The sequence below is a fragment of the Flavobacterium hercynium genome (genome assembly GCF_002217285.1).
In the GTDB taxonomy this organism is placed as follows: Bacteria; Bacteroidota; Bacteroidia; order Flavobacteriales; family Flavobacteriaceae; genus Flavobacterium; species Flavobacterium hercynium.
In genome coordinates, this window is sequence record NZ_MUGW01000042.1 from 84,192 (window position 1) to 100,548 (window position 16,357).

Genomic DNA, 16,357 nt, shown 5'->3' on the forward strand with positions numbered 1-16,357 from the left:
AAAAAATGTACAGCAGAGAAGAATCACAAAAATTAAAAAGGGAATTTTGGGTGGCTTTCGCCGAAAAATATCCTCGCAAATGGGTGCTTTATGACACAAAGATTAAAGATTTCTCTTTTAAATTTTTTATTGACAATAAAAAGGCACAGGTTCTAATTGATATTGAACAACGTAGTGACGACAAAAGAAATGCGTATTTCGAAAAAATTGAAGCTTTAAAAAATATTCTCGAAGAAGAATTTATCAAAGATCTTGTTTTCGAAAAAAATCATACACTGGAAAGCGGAAAAACCATTAGTCGAATTTGGGTAGAAAAACAAGGTGTTGGTTTTAGTAACCGAAACAATTGGGATGCTATTTTTGATTTCTTTTTTGAAAAAATGCATGCTCTCGAAATGTTTTATCTGGAGTATGACGAATTTATCAAGGATATTGAATAACAAAAAAGCCTTCAAATAACAAACCCGACATTACTTAGTAGTGTCGGGTTTGTTATTTTAGAAAAATTATCTTTTTAAAGAAAAATGTCCTCGTTTCTGATTACCATTTTCAAACATTATTTGATACCAATAATCTGAAGAAGGCAAAGGAGTTCCATTAAAATTACCATCCCATGCACTATCACGCTCTAAAGTTTTTAAAAGTTTACCAGATCTGTCATAAATATATACACTGTAATCCTCACTACCAAATCCTGTAACTTCCCATAAATCATTAAAACCATCACCATTAGGTGTAAAAAAATTAGGTATCGTGTATTTCTCTATATTACAATCTTGCCCAAAATCAGAAACACTTAAATATATTTTTGTCTTTTCAATACATGCTGTATTTATATCCGTAACGCGAACTGTTATTTCTTCATAATTTTTATTAGAATTGATATAAGTGCTATTTACAGATGCAGTAATATCATTTTCATCTCTATCAAAATATGAAAAAGTATACGATGCCGGATTTTGAACTAAAAGGTTACTGATTTTTGACAAATCAAATACTGCATAACCTGTACCATTTAAATCACATTTTTTTAGCTCTGGAACTACATTTAAAGCAAATGGTGAAATAGTTTGTAACTCAACTTGGACATCTTCATAACAAGCAGAATTATTTTTATTCTCAACACGTACATTAATTATTTCATTATAAGGAAACTTATTTAAATAATTAGCTGGTAATGGCGATGGAAGAACATTACCTAATTGATCTTTGTAAGAAAAAATAAAATTATCTGAATTCAAAACCAAATCATTTTCTAAAAGAGAGGTGTCAAAACCAGAAGAAAACCCATTTCCTAAATCAGCACAAGATGTTAAAGCAGGTAGTATATTTAATATTGGTTTTTGAGGCTTAAATTCATACGTATTAAAAACATAGGCAGCTCCAGCATAAGAAATATAACTTTGATCATTAGCATCTAATTTGTCCCACATAGCACCAACAAATAAATTTTTACCATATAATGAAATCGAATTAGAAAAATAATCATCACTATGTTCTACATTTTTTGGTCTAACTATTTGATACTCTTTCCAAATATCATTTATTTCTTTTTGAAACATATACACCCGACCAAAAACCTTTGACAAATTACCACCACTATCATACTCATATTCAGTTCCACTTATAGCAATTTGATCTTTAAAAATTTCCATTCTATCACCAAATCCAAAAATATTAGCAGAACCATCAGATGCTCTAAGTTTTTGATGCCCAATCCATTCACCAACAGAATTTTTCTTAAAAATATAAACAGAACCTAAAGAAGTTAAAGGCCCTGCTCCATCTCCACTTAATATCGAATCATAATCATCATCTCTTGAAGCTGCTATAAATATTCCATTTTCATTTATTTTGACAATGTAACCGAATCGATCTTGTAATGATCTATAATCATAAGCAACTAGCTTTTTTGTTTCGTTCCATACATTTAAATTATTCTTTTCAAAAACATATGCGGCTCCAGCCAAATTAGAACCTTCTTCTACAGCTCCAACTACAATAGTATTTTCATAGATAGCAACAGAATTACCAAAAGTAACACGTCTCTTTCTATCACTTGCTACAATTTTTTGAACAGGTGACCAGACACCATTAGTATCTTTAAAATAAATGTAAGCTGCTCCTGCATTTTCTAGATAATTTCCTAAAGAATTATCTGTGCTATTGTAATCTGCTCCAACAACCATATAATTATTAGATATCGCAATTTTATAACCAAAATTATCTCCCGAAACATTTTCAGATTTTACGATTTTTTGAGTAAAAATATAAAAGCCATTAGCATTTCTCTCATACATGTAAATAGCATTTCCTTTACTTGGATTAGATGGATCACAACCTAAAATGGCTAGTGTTTTACCTTCCATGAAGATAACAGAACCGAAATTGCAATAATTTTGAGCTGGCAAAAGCGTTAATTCCTGATAAATTGACCATCCATCACAATCCTCTTTAGCAATATAAACTTTACCGGCATTTTGAAAGCCACTTATTTGCTGCGAAGATCCAAATGCAACATATCCGTCATAAGCAGACATAGAAGAAGCAAAACTATTATTAAAATCTCTAATTGGTTCGACGATCTTAAAATTTTGCTTCCATTGTTGAGAATACAACATCAACACACTTAAAAATAAAAATAGTGTAGCTGTTTTTTTTAATTTCATAATAAATTTTACTATGCTTATAATAATTTAATGAACAGTATTCATATTATAAACAATAATCTGATTGTCATAATTAATATAAAGTTGCTTTCGATGATCTTGATTCTTGCGGGTGATTATAGAAAGTTTACAATCGGTTCCGCTATTGTCTTTACATAAAAAAGAATATACTATATCAGTGTCATTCTCTTCTCTTTCGATATAATCAAGAATATTATAAAGTTGAATTTCCTGCGAATACACTACAATTCTATGTTTATCTGTATCTAAGACTACTGAAAGATCGACCAATGCAAGGTTTGACCACTCCCCCCAATTGCCTCTTTGTTTTTTTTCAAGAACACTAAAACCAGATGCTTTGAATCTATACGACTGACTATAAGCCTGCTGAAAACTCAATCCTAAAAATAAGAGTACAATATAGATGCGTAATAAATTCATAAATGCTTTGGAGAAAATTAGAATTCAAATGTAGCTTTTTCTTTGATGGCAATTTCAAATTCAGCTATCATATCCTGAATAATTTTTTCGGCGGGCAAAATTTCATGAATTAATCCTGCTATCTGACCAATTTCGAGTTCTCCTTCTTCGAGATCACCTTCAAACATTCCTTTTTTTGCCCTTGCCCTGCCTAAAAGTTGCACCAAATCATCTTTTGACGGACCTTTTTGATATAAAGCCTGAACGTCCTCAAAAAATTTATTTTTAATCAATCGTACCGGTGCTAATTCTTTCAATGTTAATTGCGTACCACCTTCTTTAAGCGCTACTATACTTGCTTTAAAATTATCGTGTGCAGAAGATTCTTCTGAGGCTGCAAAACGGCTTCCAACCTGCACACCGTCTGCACCCAAAATCATAGCTGCCAGCATACCTCTTCCGGTTGCAATACCTCCTGCAGCTATAATTGGAATTTGAATTTTTTCTTTAACCATCGGAATCAACGTGAGTGTTGTGGTTTCTTCACGACCATTGTGTCCTCCGGCTTCAAAACCTTCTGCTACAACGGCATCAACACCAGCTTCTTGTGCTTTTAATGCAAAAACGCTGCTGCTTACAACATGTACAACTGTAATGCTTTTTTCCTTTAAAAATGAAGTCCACGTTTTAGGATTTCCTGCCGAAGTAAAAACAATTTTAACTCCTTCTTCAACCACGATATTCATAATTTCCTCTATGTTAGGATATAACATCGGAATATTTACGCCAAAAGGTTTTGTTGTTGCTTTTTTACATTTCTGAATATGTTCTCTTAAAACTTCCGGATACATTGAACCTGCACCAATAAGTCCTAATCCATCGGCATTACTAACTGCTGAAGCTAGTTTGTAACCGCTATTCCAGATCATTCCACCTTGAATTATAGGATATTTTACATCAAAAAGCTGTGTAATTCTATTCATTTACAAAATACTGTTATTGTTTGATAATCTTTCCTGTTTTGTGTAAACCATCAGCATCAAAACTATAAAAGTAAAGTCCGCTTTTTAGGGCTTGTATAGACACATCCTGATTTTCAAGTGTTACTTGCTGCTCTAATACTTTTTGTCCCAAAACAGAGTAAATAATTACTGACGCAGGGCTATTTAAATCCGAAAACGAAAAGGAAATACTGGTTTTCGCAGGATTTGGATGTACTGTAAATGTCGCTGTATTTTCAAAACTTTGAACGCCAAGAGCATTTCCAAAATTTGGAATTCCATATCCGTAATTATTATCCGGATTAGTATATCGATCTGAAGACTGCAAGATCATTTGTCTAATTTCCTGATTTGTTTTGGAGGGATGCGCTTGCCACAAACAAGCGATCATTCCGGCCATTATTGGACAAGAAAATGAAGTTCCGTTTGAGGTCGTAATAGTTCCTGCTGTATTAGAAACAGCTGATGGAGCTCCTTGTGCCATGACATCGGGTTTTATACGATTGTCAGAAGTTGGTCCTATGGAACTAAAACCTGCTTTAACTTTTGAAGCGGAAACGGCTCCAACTGTAATTACCGAAACAGCATCTGCTGGTGCTCCAATATGTGGTTCTGATGAATTTCCTTCATTTCCTGCAGAAGCTACTACAATAATTCCTTTACTAAAAGCAATTTCTGCTCCTCTGGAAATAAAATTAGTTGAGCCATTCATGTCACCGTAAATATGACTATAATTCGGATTATCAAAAGAAAAATAGCCTAATGAACTTGTAATGATGTCAACTCCTAAACTGTCTGCTTTCTCTGCCGCTTCAACCCAGTACGATTCTTCTACCGGATTTTCGTTTACCACATCTTCTGTAATAAACAAATAGTAAGAAGCATTAGGTGCTGTACCAATTAAGGCATTTTCTTTGTACCCTCCCATTGTTGAAAGCACCAAAGTTCCGTGATTATTTCCTGTGTAGAAATTATCACTTCGGGCAACAAAATCATAACCTCCTAAAATTCGGTTATTATTGATTAAATTCTGAAAAGGCTGTGCTGTATTTACGCCTGGAAAACCCGCATCAAGAACAGCAATCACCTTACCATCTCCGGTAAAATTCTGCTGATGTAAAACTTGTCCGTTAAGCATCTGAATTTGATTTGCACCATTTCCGTACGGATAGTCTATTTTTACCTTTGCTGTTACATTCTTTTTTTCGACGGGAGAAACAGTAAATTTTGTAGAAGACGCATTTAAATTTCGGTTGGCATAAACCACCTTATCTACAAAACTATTTGCGGTCAGCGCCGCAATTGAAGATTGAGTTCCTCTGATATGAAGCGCATTCATCCACTTCGATTTTGCCATAATGGTAATTCCTGCGCTTGTCTTTACCTGATCGACATAAGAAGTCTCTAAAGGAGCATCGGTGGTATTTAAAGCAATATTCTGATTGGCTCTCCGATCCAATGCACGCTGCGTAAGCACCTGCAATGGATTGTTTAAAAATACCTGAGCGTTTGGCTTGTCTTTAAAATATACCCACGCATCTTCTTGCTGGGAAAACATTGCCAAAGAAAAAAACAATGAAAAAAAACATAAAGTGTGTTTCATAGAATTACTTTTTTAAGGTTAGACCTTTGTAAAAAAGTATAAAGCTAAGAAATTACTCCCGAACCAACTAATTCATTATCAAAATACCAAGCTGTAAACTGACCTTCTGTAATAGCAGACTGCGGCTCTTCAAAACTAACATACATTCCATGCTCAAACTGATGTAAAGTTGCTTTTTGCAAGGGCTGACGGTAACGAATTCTCGCCATTACGTCCATTGTTTCACCAACTTTTAATGTTTTATCAGTACGAATCCAGTGTACTTCTGATTGCTCTATAAACAATGCTTTTTTAAACAAACCGGGATGCATACTTGTCAGACCAGTATAAATAGTATTTGTTTCAACGTCTGTAGCGATAATAAATAACGGATCTGTCGTTCCGCCTACATTTAATCCTTTTCGTTGTCCTACCGTAAAATAATGAGCTCCCTGATGTTTACCCACCACTTTTCCCATTGTGGGAAGGTAATCTCTTTTTTTAGCCTCAATTTTAAGTTCTTCTTCTGAGACTAAACTGTTTGATTTTTCAATATTGTAAATTGGATCATTTTTATCAATTTGTACAATTTTACCATCTTTGGGCTGCAATTTTTGTTGCAAAAATTCCGGTAAACGTACTTTCCCGATAAAACACAAGCCTTGAGAATCTTTCTTTTCTGCAGTAACCAAATCCATTTCAGCAGCGATTTCACGCACTTCCGGTTTTGTTAAAGCTCCAATAGGAAAAAGAGATTTTGCCAACTGTTCTTGCGACAACTGACATAAAAAATAAGATTGATCTTTATTCGTATCTGCACCTGCAATTAACTGGTACATTGGTTTTCCATCTACTTCGATTTCACTTTTTTGACAATAATGTCCTGTTGCTACATAATCTGCACCAAGACTTAAAGCTATTTTCATGAAAACATCAAATTTGATTTCACGGTTACAAAGCACGTCAGGATTTGGAGTTCTCCCTTTTTCGTATTCGTTGAACATGTAATCCACAATCTTTTCTTTGTATTGTTCGCTCAGATCGACAGTCTGAAACGGTATTCCTAGTTTTTCCGCTACCAGCAAAGCATCGTTACTATCCTCTAACCAAGGACATTCGTTAGAAATGGTAACAGAATCATCATGCCAGTTTTTCATAAAAAGGCCAATAACTTCGTATCCTTGTTTTTGCAGCAAATAAGCAGCAACACTCGAATCTACTCCACCGGAAAGTCCAACAACTACACGTTTCATTCTAAATCTTTTATATTTTTACAAGGGTGCAAAGATAACTCAAAATTCCAGATAATTACAGTAGTTTTGATTGGTTTATGCAATAGCGTGTTAGATAAAAACTATTCCTTCTAAAATTATGTTTTAATTTAAAAAATTCTTTATTTCATTTTAGGCTTTGCATCTGACTGATAATTACTTTTAGGATCACTCATATTTACTTCTTTAGTCAATTTTCCTCTTAGATAAAATTGCCATATTCCCACTTTTTTACCTTTAGAAAATTTACCCTTAGAAGCCACAACACCATCTGAATCGTAAAAAACAGCATCGCCATTGTATTCGTCATTTCCAAAAGTAGTTTCTTCCAGAACAATTCCGTTTTGACCGGTTTTTTTATAAGGGCCTTCTTTCTTACCATCCTTATACGTCATTTCTTCTGCTACTTTAGCGTTTGGATAGTAAATAGTTTTTGCACCTTCTAACTTACCATTTTTATAGTTTTCTACGCTCATTAATACTTTAGAAGCTTTATGATAGTATTTCCACTCTCCTTCGTAATTTTTATTTACCACTTTACCTTCGCTAACTATATTTTTTTTCTGATCGTAAAAAATAGTATACGCACTTCCGTCATTTGCACTAAAATCGCGTGTTGCAATTACATCGCCTTTTTTGGTATCATCAAAAAATTTAAAAAGTCCCACTTCTTTTCCATGACTAAATGTTCCTTCATAACGAGGACGTTTAGAAACTTCGTAAGTTCCTTTCCAAAGACCATCTTTTTTCCCGCTGGCATCTAACTTATTAGAATCAGTTTGAGCATTGCTTATTAAGGCATTCAATAATGCTAAGCCAAATAGTAGTTTTTTAAGAATCATATACATTTAATTTTAAATGTTAAACGAAATTGTGTTCGAAAAAGTATATCTGTAAAAATAAAAAAATCTCGATAAATCGAGATTCTTTTACTTTATATTATTTCTTTTTGTTTTGTTTTTTAGCAGCTTCCTGTTGCTCCATTACTTCCTGAAGACGTTGCTGAAACTTGCTTTGTTTTTTAGGCTCTTTCAATTTATTCTCTTGAATCTGAGCGTGAATTTTGTCATTATCTACGATGTAGTTTTTAATAACAAACATAATTCCAATTGTAATTAAGTTTGAGATAAAGTTATACAAACTCAAACCTGCACCATAACTGTTGAAGAAAATTAACATCATCAACGGTGAAACGTAAATCATGATTTTCATCATTTTTGCCATATCCGGCATCCCCTCTTGTTGTGGTGCTGCCATTTGCTGATCTCCTGAAGTCATTTTCATGTAAAAGAAAATCGCAACTGCTGCCAAAATTGGGAACAAACTAATATGATCTCCGTAGAACGGAATATTAAATGGCAATTTTGCAATGGAGTCAAAAGAAGATAAATCGTCTGCCCAAAGGAAACTTTTTTGTCTTAACTCAAAAGCTGCAGGGAAAAACTGAAACGATGCATACATAAAAGGAAGCTGAATCAAAGCCGGAATACATCCTGCCATTGGGTTTACTCCCGCTTTGTTGTATAATTTCATTGTTTCCTGTTGTTTCTTCATTGGGTCTTTTTTGAATTTCTCACCCAACTCTGTAATTTCAGGACGCAAAACTTTCATTTTAGCCTGAGACAAGAATGACTTATAGGTAATTGGCGACATAGCCAATTTAATTAAAATAGTAAATACGATAATCGCAATTCCATAAGGAATAAATGAAGCTAAGAATCCGAATAAAGGAACAAAAATCAATTTGTTAATCCATCCGAAAATTCCCCAACCTAGTGGAATGATTTTTTCGAAATTTTTATCGTAAGATTTTAATAGTTTATAATCTGATGGTCCGAAATACCAGCTCATTTTATAATCGATCTCACCATTAGAAAATGCCAATGGAACAGTAGCTCTAAACTTTTTAGTTGCAATTGTATCAACTTTTTCATCTAAAACTAAATCATCTGATTGTAAATGTGAAGTTTCAAATGGCTTATCTGTAGATAAAATAGTAGTAAAGAAATGTTGTTTAAAAGCAATATAACTCAGTTTTTCAGGTTTTTCTTCTTTCCCCTGACCGTGGTTACTTACATTATTAGTCTTCTCTTCTCCATATTGATAATCAATTTGAGTATAACGGTTTTCATACGCTACACTTTTTTCGTTTCTGAATGTCTTAAGATCCCAAACTAAATCTAATGGTTTAGCAGAACTTATAACTTTATTTAAACCTTGTGAACGAATATCAAAACCAACTAAATAATCGTTTGGTTTCAAAATGTATTTGTATTCTAAAAATTCGTTTGCACCTGCTTTCAAACGCATTGTCAGGATCTGATCTTCACCAATTTTAGCTAAAGTCGGCTCAAAAAATAAATCTTTAGAGTTTAACGTTCTGTTATCCGTCGTTAACAATTGAATGTTCAAACTAGCATTGTTGTCTTTTATCAACTCTACTAATTGCCCAGAACCTTTTTTAATTTTTTCGAATTCTTTAAGAGTCGCTTCAACGATGTATCCACCTTTGTTCGCAATTCTTAATTTAAGCTTTTCATTTTCGATGGTAGTAAAAGACTCTTTTGCAGAAGGAAGCGTAGCTGAATAAGCAAAACCACCTAATGTTTTTTGCAATTGCGCTAATTGCAATGTATCGCCAGGTGCCGCAGCAACCGGTAATGCAGCAGTTTTAGTGTCTTTTGCTTTTGCCTGAGCTTCTTGTTTTGCAACTAATTCTTTCTTGGCTTTTTCAGCAGCAATTTCTTTGTCAGAAGGTTGATTCTGGAACATTATCCAAATCAAAATTCCAAATATCAATACAAAACCAATGATTGAATTAAAGTCTAATTTTTTTTCTTCCATTATAATTTTAAAAAAGTTATTCGTTAAAGGCTATAAGTATCGGGATTATCCCAAACGTTACATCTCGGAGAATATTAATTATTATTTTTATGCTTATTTACTGCAGCAGCTACAAAGTTTACGAAAATCGGATGTGGGTTTGCAACTGTACTTTTATATTCAGGATGGTATTGTACTCCAATAAAAAACGGGTGATTTTGTAATTCTACAATTTCTACCAAACCTGTATCCGGATTTACTCCTGAAGCAATTAATCCTGCTTTTTCTAATTCTTCAGCATATTTGTTATTGTACTCATAACGGTGACGGTGACGCTCAGAAATTGATTTTTCTCCGTATATTTTATGCGCTAACGTATTTGCTTTAATATTACATTTCCAGGCTCCAAGACGCATTGTCCCTCCTTTGTCTGTAATTGTTTTTTGTTCTTCCATCAAATTCACCACAGGATGTTTGGTATTCTCATTCATCTCTGTAGAATTTGCTTCTTTATAACCTAAAATATTTCTTGAATATTCGATTACTGACATTTGCATTCCTAAACAAATTCCGAAAAATGGAATATTGTTTTCACGTGCAAAACGTACTGCTTCGATTTTTCCTTCAATACCTCTTTCACCAAAACCAGGAGCAACTAAAACACCATCAAGTGTTCCTAGTTTCTCTTCTACATTATCAATATTAATGTGTTCTGAGTGAATAGAAATTACATTAACTTTCGTTTCATTTGCAGCACCTGCATGAATAAAAGCTTCTAATATAGATTTATAACAATCCTGCATTTCTACATATTTTCCAATCAAACCAATGTTTACGGTTTGTTTTGGATTTTTTAATCTGCGTAAAAAAGTATTCCAGGTTTTTAAATCCGGAGCTGCTTTTTTAGGTAAATCTAATTTCTTTAAAGCAACCACATCTAATCCTTCTTCAAGCATTAAATTTGGAACTTCATATATTGTTGAAGCATCAATTGACTGAATTACTGCTTCTTTTTTAACGTTGCAAAACAAAGCCAGTTTTTGACGTAGCTCCTGAGATAATTCATGCTCAGTTCTACAAACCAATATATCAGCTTTGATACCGCTCTCCATTAATGTTTTAACAGAGTGTTGTGTCGGTTTTGTTTTTAATTCACCCGCAGCAGCCAAAAATGGCACTAATGTTAAATGAATTACAATTCCGTTGTTTTCTCCTAATTCCCACACTAACTGACGAACAGATTCTATATAAGGAAGTGATTCGATATCACCAACTGTTCCACCAATTTCAGTAATTACAATATCGTAATCGCCGGAATTACCCAGCAATTGCATTCTTTCTTTAATTTCATTTGTAATATGAGGAACAACCTGAACTGTTTTTCCTAAAAACTCTCCTCTTCTTTCTTTTTCAATAACCGAAAGATATACTCTTCCTGTAGTAACGTTATTTGCCTGAGAAGTTGGAACGTTTAAGAAACGCTCATAGTGACCTAAATCTAAGTCTGTTTCAGCACCATCATCTGTTACATAACATTCTCCATGTTCGTACGGATTTAAAGTACCCGGATCCACATTGATATACGGATCAAATTTTTGAATAGTTGTACGATATCCTCTTCCTTGTAACAATTTTGCTAAAGATGCCGCAATAATTCCTTTTCCTAAAGAAGAAGTCACACCTCCTGTAACAAAAATATATTTTGTTTGATTCATTCTGTTGTTGTTTGTATTGTAGTTGTGTAAAAAACTTGGCAAAAGTACAAATTTAATTAGACAATTTATGTATTCCGGATTGAGATAATTTGCAAATTCACAATTAGAACCATTACATGTTTGAGTTATCGATAATTTTAACTTTTAATTAGAGTTTTCTTTGAAGATTCTATCCTTACCCTATTAAATAAGTATCAAATTATAAAATGAAAAAATGAAAAAAATTATAGTGATACTGACATCTAACCTAAGTATAATTTTAAAATTTGACAAACGAATGATTGTGTTGACAAAAAAACGAGCTAGCAACTGAACCAAGAAAAATAAGAATATTTTAATACTATAAGGATTGTAATAAATTGCCTGAGAAAAATTAAACCGTAATATTTCGGAAAAGGACCTTGTAAGACCTCGGCTTTTACAATAAATTAAAGGTTGCCCCTCACAAGAGGAAGGCAGTCCGAAATTCAAGAACTTTATTATAAAACAATAAAAAAAGATAAACATGATTATTGCAATAAAAATCATGTTTATCTTTCTATAAGAATCAATTTCGTAAGATCTTGTTTTCACAAAACAGAATTGATATTTTATTGTACTGTATCAGTCACTACTTCAACATCTAAAGAGTCAAGAGATTTTGCTGACTCTGCATTCACAGAATCCAACGATTTTGTTAATTCATCTTTCTGAGACATAATAGCTGATCCAAAACTACCAACTACTACTAACATCCAAATAATTACAAATGCGGTTGAAACTATCCCCAAAATTAAACCTGCTTTAGGCATTGTAGTTGAAGCGTTTCCGTTTTTTGCCTGAGACAAACCAATAGCTCCAAAAATTATTGCAAGAACTCCGAAAAAAATTGCAATTAAACCAAAGCAAGGAATAAATGCCGCAATCGCAGCTAAAACTCCTAAAACTAAAGCAGCAATTCCCATTCCTTGACCTGCACTTGACTGTTGTAAATTATTCTCCATATAAAATTTATGTATTTTTTTACAAAAATAAAAAAACACAAATGCGCTCATGTACTAATTACTCAAAGTTATTAACAATTTTATAAAAAGAGATTTCCTATATTTCTATGGCTTTGGATATTTCTTTTTAATGTTACGAATCAACTCTTCCAGACCATTTAATTTGAGTTCGTAAACCAATGCCAATTGCTGCCCTAATTCTCCTTTTGGAAATCCTTTATTGTGATACCAAACTACATAATACTCAGGTAAATCAATTAAAAAACGCCCTTCATATTTCCCGAAAGGCATTTTGGTGTGTGCTAATTTTATTAGAAGTTTTTTGTCTGGTTCCATTTCTTTATATAAAAAAAGAAGCAAGAAAAGACTCTTTATCTTTCTCGCTTCTTTATAATGCAAAACTATTCTATTTTTTTATTTCTAACTAAAGATTTAAATGATTTCGCCACGAATTCTTGAATTATTTTAAATACAATTCCTGAATTGGTGGCGAACATAAAACTTAGAACCTTAGCAACTAAGAATCTAAGAACCTCATTAATAATGCCATCTCACAAAAGCTTCGACAGCCGCATAAGTCGCTAAACCAAGTTGTTGATACAAAGCCGCAGTTTCACGGTTTCTATCTTCTGCCCTTTGCCAAAATTCTCTGGCATCTGTTCCCTGAAAAACAACACCATCTTTTTGTGACTGATGTTTGAAAATTCCATGACGCTTTGCTAAAACCTGATCCGGGCTCATTGGCACAGCCATTTCAACCTCATCAATTCCCCATTCCTGCCATGCTCCACGGTACAACCATAACCAGCAATCATCCATAAAAGGTTTTGGTTTTAAAGCTTTTACTGCTTCAAAAATAGCATCCAGACATACTTTATGTGTTCCGTGTGGATCTGCTAAATCTCCTGCTGCATAAATTTGATGTGGCTTTATTTTTTCAATTAAATCAATCGTTAACTGAATATCTTCTTGTCCAATTGGTTTTTTCTCAATAGTCCCTGTTTCATAAAACGGAAGTTCCATAAAATGAATCTGATCATCGTTTAACCCAACAAAATGACTAGTAGCTCTCGCTTCTCCTTTTCTAATAATTCCTTTTATGTAACGTACTTCCGGAATATCAATTTCGCTATTCTTTTTGTTTGTTAAAAAAGACTGTGCTTTGTGATAAATCGTATCTGCCTCAGGACTTTTGATTCCAAATTTTTCATTATAATCGATCACAAATCTGGCAAAACGTAAGGCTTCATCATCAGCAACCGCAATATTTCCAGAAGTCTGATACGCAACATGCACTTCATGGCCTTGCTCCTGCAAACGCATAAAAGTTCCCCCCATGCTAATAATATCATCATCCGGATGCGGGCTAAAAATCAAAACACGTTTCTTAGCCGGTTCTGCTCTTTCCGGACGATTGGAATCATCTGCATTTGGTTTTCCGCCTGGCCATCCAGTAATCGTATGTTGTAATTTATTGAAAATTTTAATGTTGATATCGTAAGCCGGACCAGAATCTGCTAAAAGATCACTCATTCCATTCTCAATATAATCAGCATCAGTAAGCATTAAAATTGGTTTTTTAAGATCTAATGCCAATCCTAAAACCGCTTTTCTAGTTAATTTATCTGTCCAGATTACTTTTTCTACCAACCAAGGTCTGTTAACTCTTGTTAGTTTTGAAGACGCTTCTTTATCGATAACAAAAACAGCGTTGTTATGCTCCTGTAAAAATGACGCTGGAATTTGATTCGTTACTTCATCTTCTACCGATTTTTTAATAACGTTTGCTTTTCCTTCACCCCAAGCCAATAAGATAACTTGCTTGGCTTCCATTATTTTTTTAACTCCTAATGTAATCGCTGTTCTTGGCGTATTGCTTAAACCAAAGAAATCTTTACTTGCAGCTACTCTTGTAATGTGGTCTAAAGCTACTAAACGTGTTTTAGAGTTTTGTAATGAACCAGATTCATTAAAACCAATATGTCCGTTTCCTCCAATTCCTAAAATTTGCAAATCGATTCCGCCTAAAGCTTCAATTTTAGCTTCATAATCGGCACAGTAATCTGCAATTTGCTCTTTTGTTAAAAGACCGTCCGGAACGTGAAAGTTTTCAGGTAAAATATCAATATGATCAAACAAAAGTTCCTTCATAAAACGAACATAACTGTTGATTGAATTAGGTTCCATTGGATAATATTCATCCAAATTAAAACTAATTACGTTTTTAAAACTCAATCCTTCTTCCTTATGTAAGCGAACCAATTCAGCATATAATCCTTTTGGTGAAGATCCGGTTGCCAAACCTAAAATACAAGGTTCATTACTTTTTTGCTTAGCCTGAATTAAAGCTGCAATTTCCTGCGCTACAGCTTTAGAAGCATCATTTGAATTTTCAAAAACAACGGTATTAATTTTTTCGAAACGTTTTTCGAATCCGGTTGCTTTGTCTATTTTACTTTTTAACATGATATATAGTTTTTTTTGGGTTCTGTTTGTCAAATTTTCCAACTCCTGTATTTATGCCCTTTTACGGCATAAAAAAGAATCATCAAATAAGAAGGTAATACTATTAAGTAGGCCATCTGATTTCCACTTTTAGAAATTGCCTGTGTTCCGTTTAGAATATTTGCTTCATTTATATTTTCGGTAATCATTCCGTAAAACAATGGAAAAATTGCACCTCCTATAATTCCCATAATTAGAATTGCACTTCCAATTTTCGTGTAACCACCCAAATCTTCCAATGCCATAGGCCAAATAGCCGGCCAGCAAAGCGCATTTGCCAAACCTAGTAATGCAACTAAAAGAATGACTAAAGGCAAATTTGGAATTCCGGGCAACTGTATCATTATTGTTGGTGAAATCACAACAATAAGTACAACTAAAATGATTCCCAATAAACCTGAAATCTTTAAAGCAGTAACTTGTGATACATATTTAGGAATTAATGTGATACCTAAAACATATCCTACAACCATTGCTGACATGGTAAAAGAAGTTAACTTTAAATAAAAACTACCATCATCACCATAAACTCCTAACTGTTTACCAAATCCTCCGATAGAATCTCCCGCCAGAACCTCAGCTGCCAGATAAAGCATTAAGGTTATAACCCCCAAAACTAACTGTGGACGTTTGAATGCATTTTTTACCTGCTTGAAAATGCTCAAATCACTAACGTTGCCGTCTTCATCCAAATCAATTTCCGGTAGCGGAGAGAACTTTACTAAGAGCGCAAGGATCATAATAATCAATCCCATATAAAGATAAGGTCTTTGTAATTGTAATGCAAGAGCATCTAAAGCATTTGACTTTGAAGCAGCATCCAATACTGCAATTTTATCGGCTGTAAACTCCTGCATGTTTGATAAAACCAAAGCCGTTAATACAATAGGCGCCACAAAACCTGCCAATTTATTTGCAATTCCCAATACGCTTATTCTCGCTGCTGCACTTTCTCTTGGTCCAATCACAACAACATACGGATTAGAGGCTGTTTGCAAAATTGCCAAACCTGTTCCCATGACAAAAAGCGCGATCAGAAATAATATAAAGGTGCGGCTTTCTGCGGCGGGATAAAATACAAATGCACCAGCAGCTATAATCAGTAATCCTAAAGAAATTCCGTTTTTATATCCCACTTTTTCTATTACCCACGATGACGGAATCGCCATTACAAAATAAGCGATATAAAAAGCAAAAGTCACAAAATAAGCCTGAGAAGAAGTTAATTCGCAAGCCAATTCAAAAAAAGGAATTAATGGTCCGTTTAACCAGGTAACAAAACCCAGAATAAAGAACAAAGCCGTTAGTATAATCATCGGAATGATTGCACTTCTTTTCTCTATTTGCAAAACATTTTCATTATATGACATAATACTTTATAGTTGATT

14 protein-coding genes are annotated in these 16,357 nt (G+C 33.6%); 1 reads left to right on the forward strand and 13 read right to left on the reverse strand.

The features are described from left to right. Positions 1 to 5: 5 nt before the first annotated feature. On the forward strand, positions 6 to 440 hold the full coding sequence (locus B0A66_RS18200; protein WP_089051283.1) for a DUF4268 domain-containing protein: 435 nt from the start codon (positions 6 to 8) through the stop codon (positions 438 to 440). Positions 441 to 506: 66 nt separating this feature from the next. Here the strand turns inward: B0A66_RS18200 and B0A66_RS18205 are convergent, their stop codons facing one another. The 13 genes from B0A66_RS18205 to B0A66_RS18265 form a co-directional block, all read right to left on the reverse strand. After that, complete coding sequence (locus B0A66_RS18205; RefSeq protein WP_089051284.1) at positions 507 to 2,669, reverse strand: T9SS type B sorting domain-containing protein; 2,163 nt, start codon at positions 2,667 to 2,669, stop codon at positions 507 to 509. Positions 2,670 to 2,696: 27 nt separating this feature from the next. After that, positions 2,697 to 3,110 (reverse strand): hypothetical protein, encoded by a 414-nt coding sequence (locus tag B0A66_RS18210; RefSeq protein WP_089051285.1) that lies wholly within the window; start codon positions 3,108 to 3,110, stop codon positions 2,697 to 2,699. A gap of 17 nt (positions 3,111 to 3,127) precedes the next feature. After that, positions 3,128 to 4,072: an NAD(P)H-dependent flavin oxidoreductase gene (locus B0A66_RS18215; protein WP_089051286.1), complete on the reverse strand. Its 945-nt coding sequence runs from the start codon at positions 4,070 to 4,072 to the stop codon at positions 3,128 to 3,130. A gap of 13 nt (positions 4,073 to 4,085) precedes the next feature. Next, the gene (locus tag B0A66_RS18220; protein ID WP_089051287.1) at positions 4,086 to 5,693 is read right to left on the reverse strand and encodes a S8 family serine peptidase; all 1,608 of its coding nucleotides are present in this window, start codon (positions 5,691 to 5,693) and stop codon (positions 4,086 to 4,088) included. Between the two features lie 44 nt (positions 5,694 to 5,737). Continuing rightward, positions 5,738 to 6,925: a tRNA 2-thiouridine(34) synthase MnmA gene (mnmA, locus tag B0A66_RS18225; protein WP_089051288.1), complete on the reverse strand. Its 1,188-nt coding sequence runs from the start codon at positions 6,923 to 6,925 to the stop codon at positions 5,738 to 5,740. Between the two features lie 140 nt (positions 6,926 to 7,065). Continuing rightward, complete coding sequence (locus B0A66_RS18230) at positions 7,066 to 7,785, reverse strand: toxin-antitoxin system YwqK family antitoxin (RefSeq protein ID WP_089051311.1); 720 nt, start codon at positions 7,783 to 7,785, stop codon at positions 7,066 to 7,068. 97 nt (positions 7,786 to 7,882) lie between these two features. Beyond that, complete coding sequence (gene yidC, locus B0A66_RS18235) at positions 7,883 to 9,787, reverse strand: membrane protein insertase YidC (protein WP_089051289.1); 1,905 nt, start codon at positions 9,785 to 9,787, stop codon at positions 7,883 to 7,885. A gap of 74 nt (positions 9,788 to 9,861) precedes the next feature. After that, complete coding sequence (locus tag B0A66_RS18240; protein WP_089051290.1) at positions 9,862 to 11,481, reverse strand: CTP synthase; 1,620 nt, start codon at positions 11,479 to 11,481, stop codon at positions 9,862 to 9,864. Positions 11,482 to 11,664: 183 nt separating this feature from the next. Beyond that, the gene (locus B0A66_RS23270) at positions 11,665 to 12,009 is read right to left on the reverse strand and encodes a DUF2752 domain-containing protein (RefSeq protein ID WP_089051291.1); all 345 of its coding nucleotides are present in this window, start codon (positions 12,007 to 12,009) and stop codon (positions 11,665 to 11,667) included. 62 nt (positions 12,010 to 12,071) lie between these two features. Further along, positions 12,072 to 12,464 carry an NfeD family protein gene (locus B0A66_RS18250; protein WP_089051292.1) on the reverse strand — a complete coding sequence of 131 codons (393 nt, stop codon included), beginning with the start codon at positions 12,462 to 12,464 and terminating at the stop codon, positions 12,072 to 12,074. A gap of 105 nt (positions 12,465 to 12,569) precedes the next feature. Continuing rightward, the gene (locus B0A66_RS18255) at positions 12,570 to 12,800 is read right to left on the reverse strand and encodes a DUF3820 family protein (RefSeq protein ID WP_089051312.1); all 231 of its coding nucleotides are present in this window, start codon (positions 12,798 to 12,800) and stop codon (positions 12,570 to 12,572) included. A gap of 201 nt (positions 12,801 to 13,001) precedes the next feature. Continuing rightward, positions 13,002 to 14,930, reverse strand: coding sequence for a glucosamine-6-phosphate deaminase (gene nagB, locus B0A66_RS18260; protein WP_089051313.1), 1,929 nt, complete (start codon positions 14,928 to 14,930; stop codon positions 13,002 to 13,004). Positions 14,931 to 14,959: 29 nt separating this feature from the next. Beyond that, the gene (locus tag B0A66_RS18265; protein WP_165766649.1) at positions 14,960 to 16,339 is read right to left on the reverse strand and encodes a sugar MFS transporter; all 1,380 of its coding nucleotides are present in this window, start codon (positions 16,337 to 16,339) and stop codon (positions 14,960 to 14,962) included. Positions 16,340 to 16,357 lie beyond the last annotated feature (18 nt).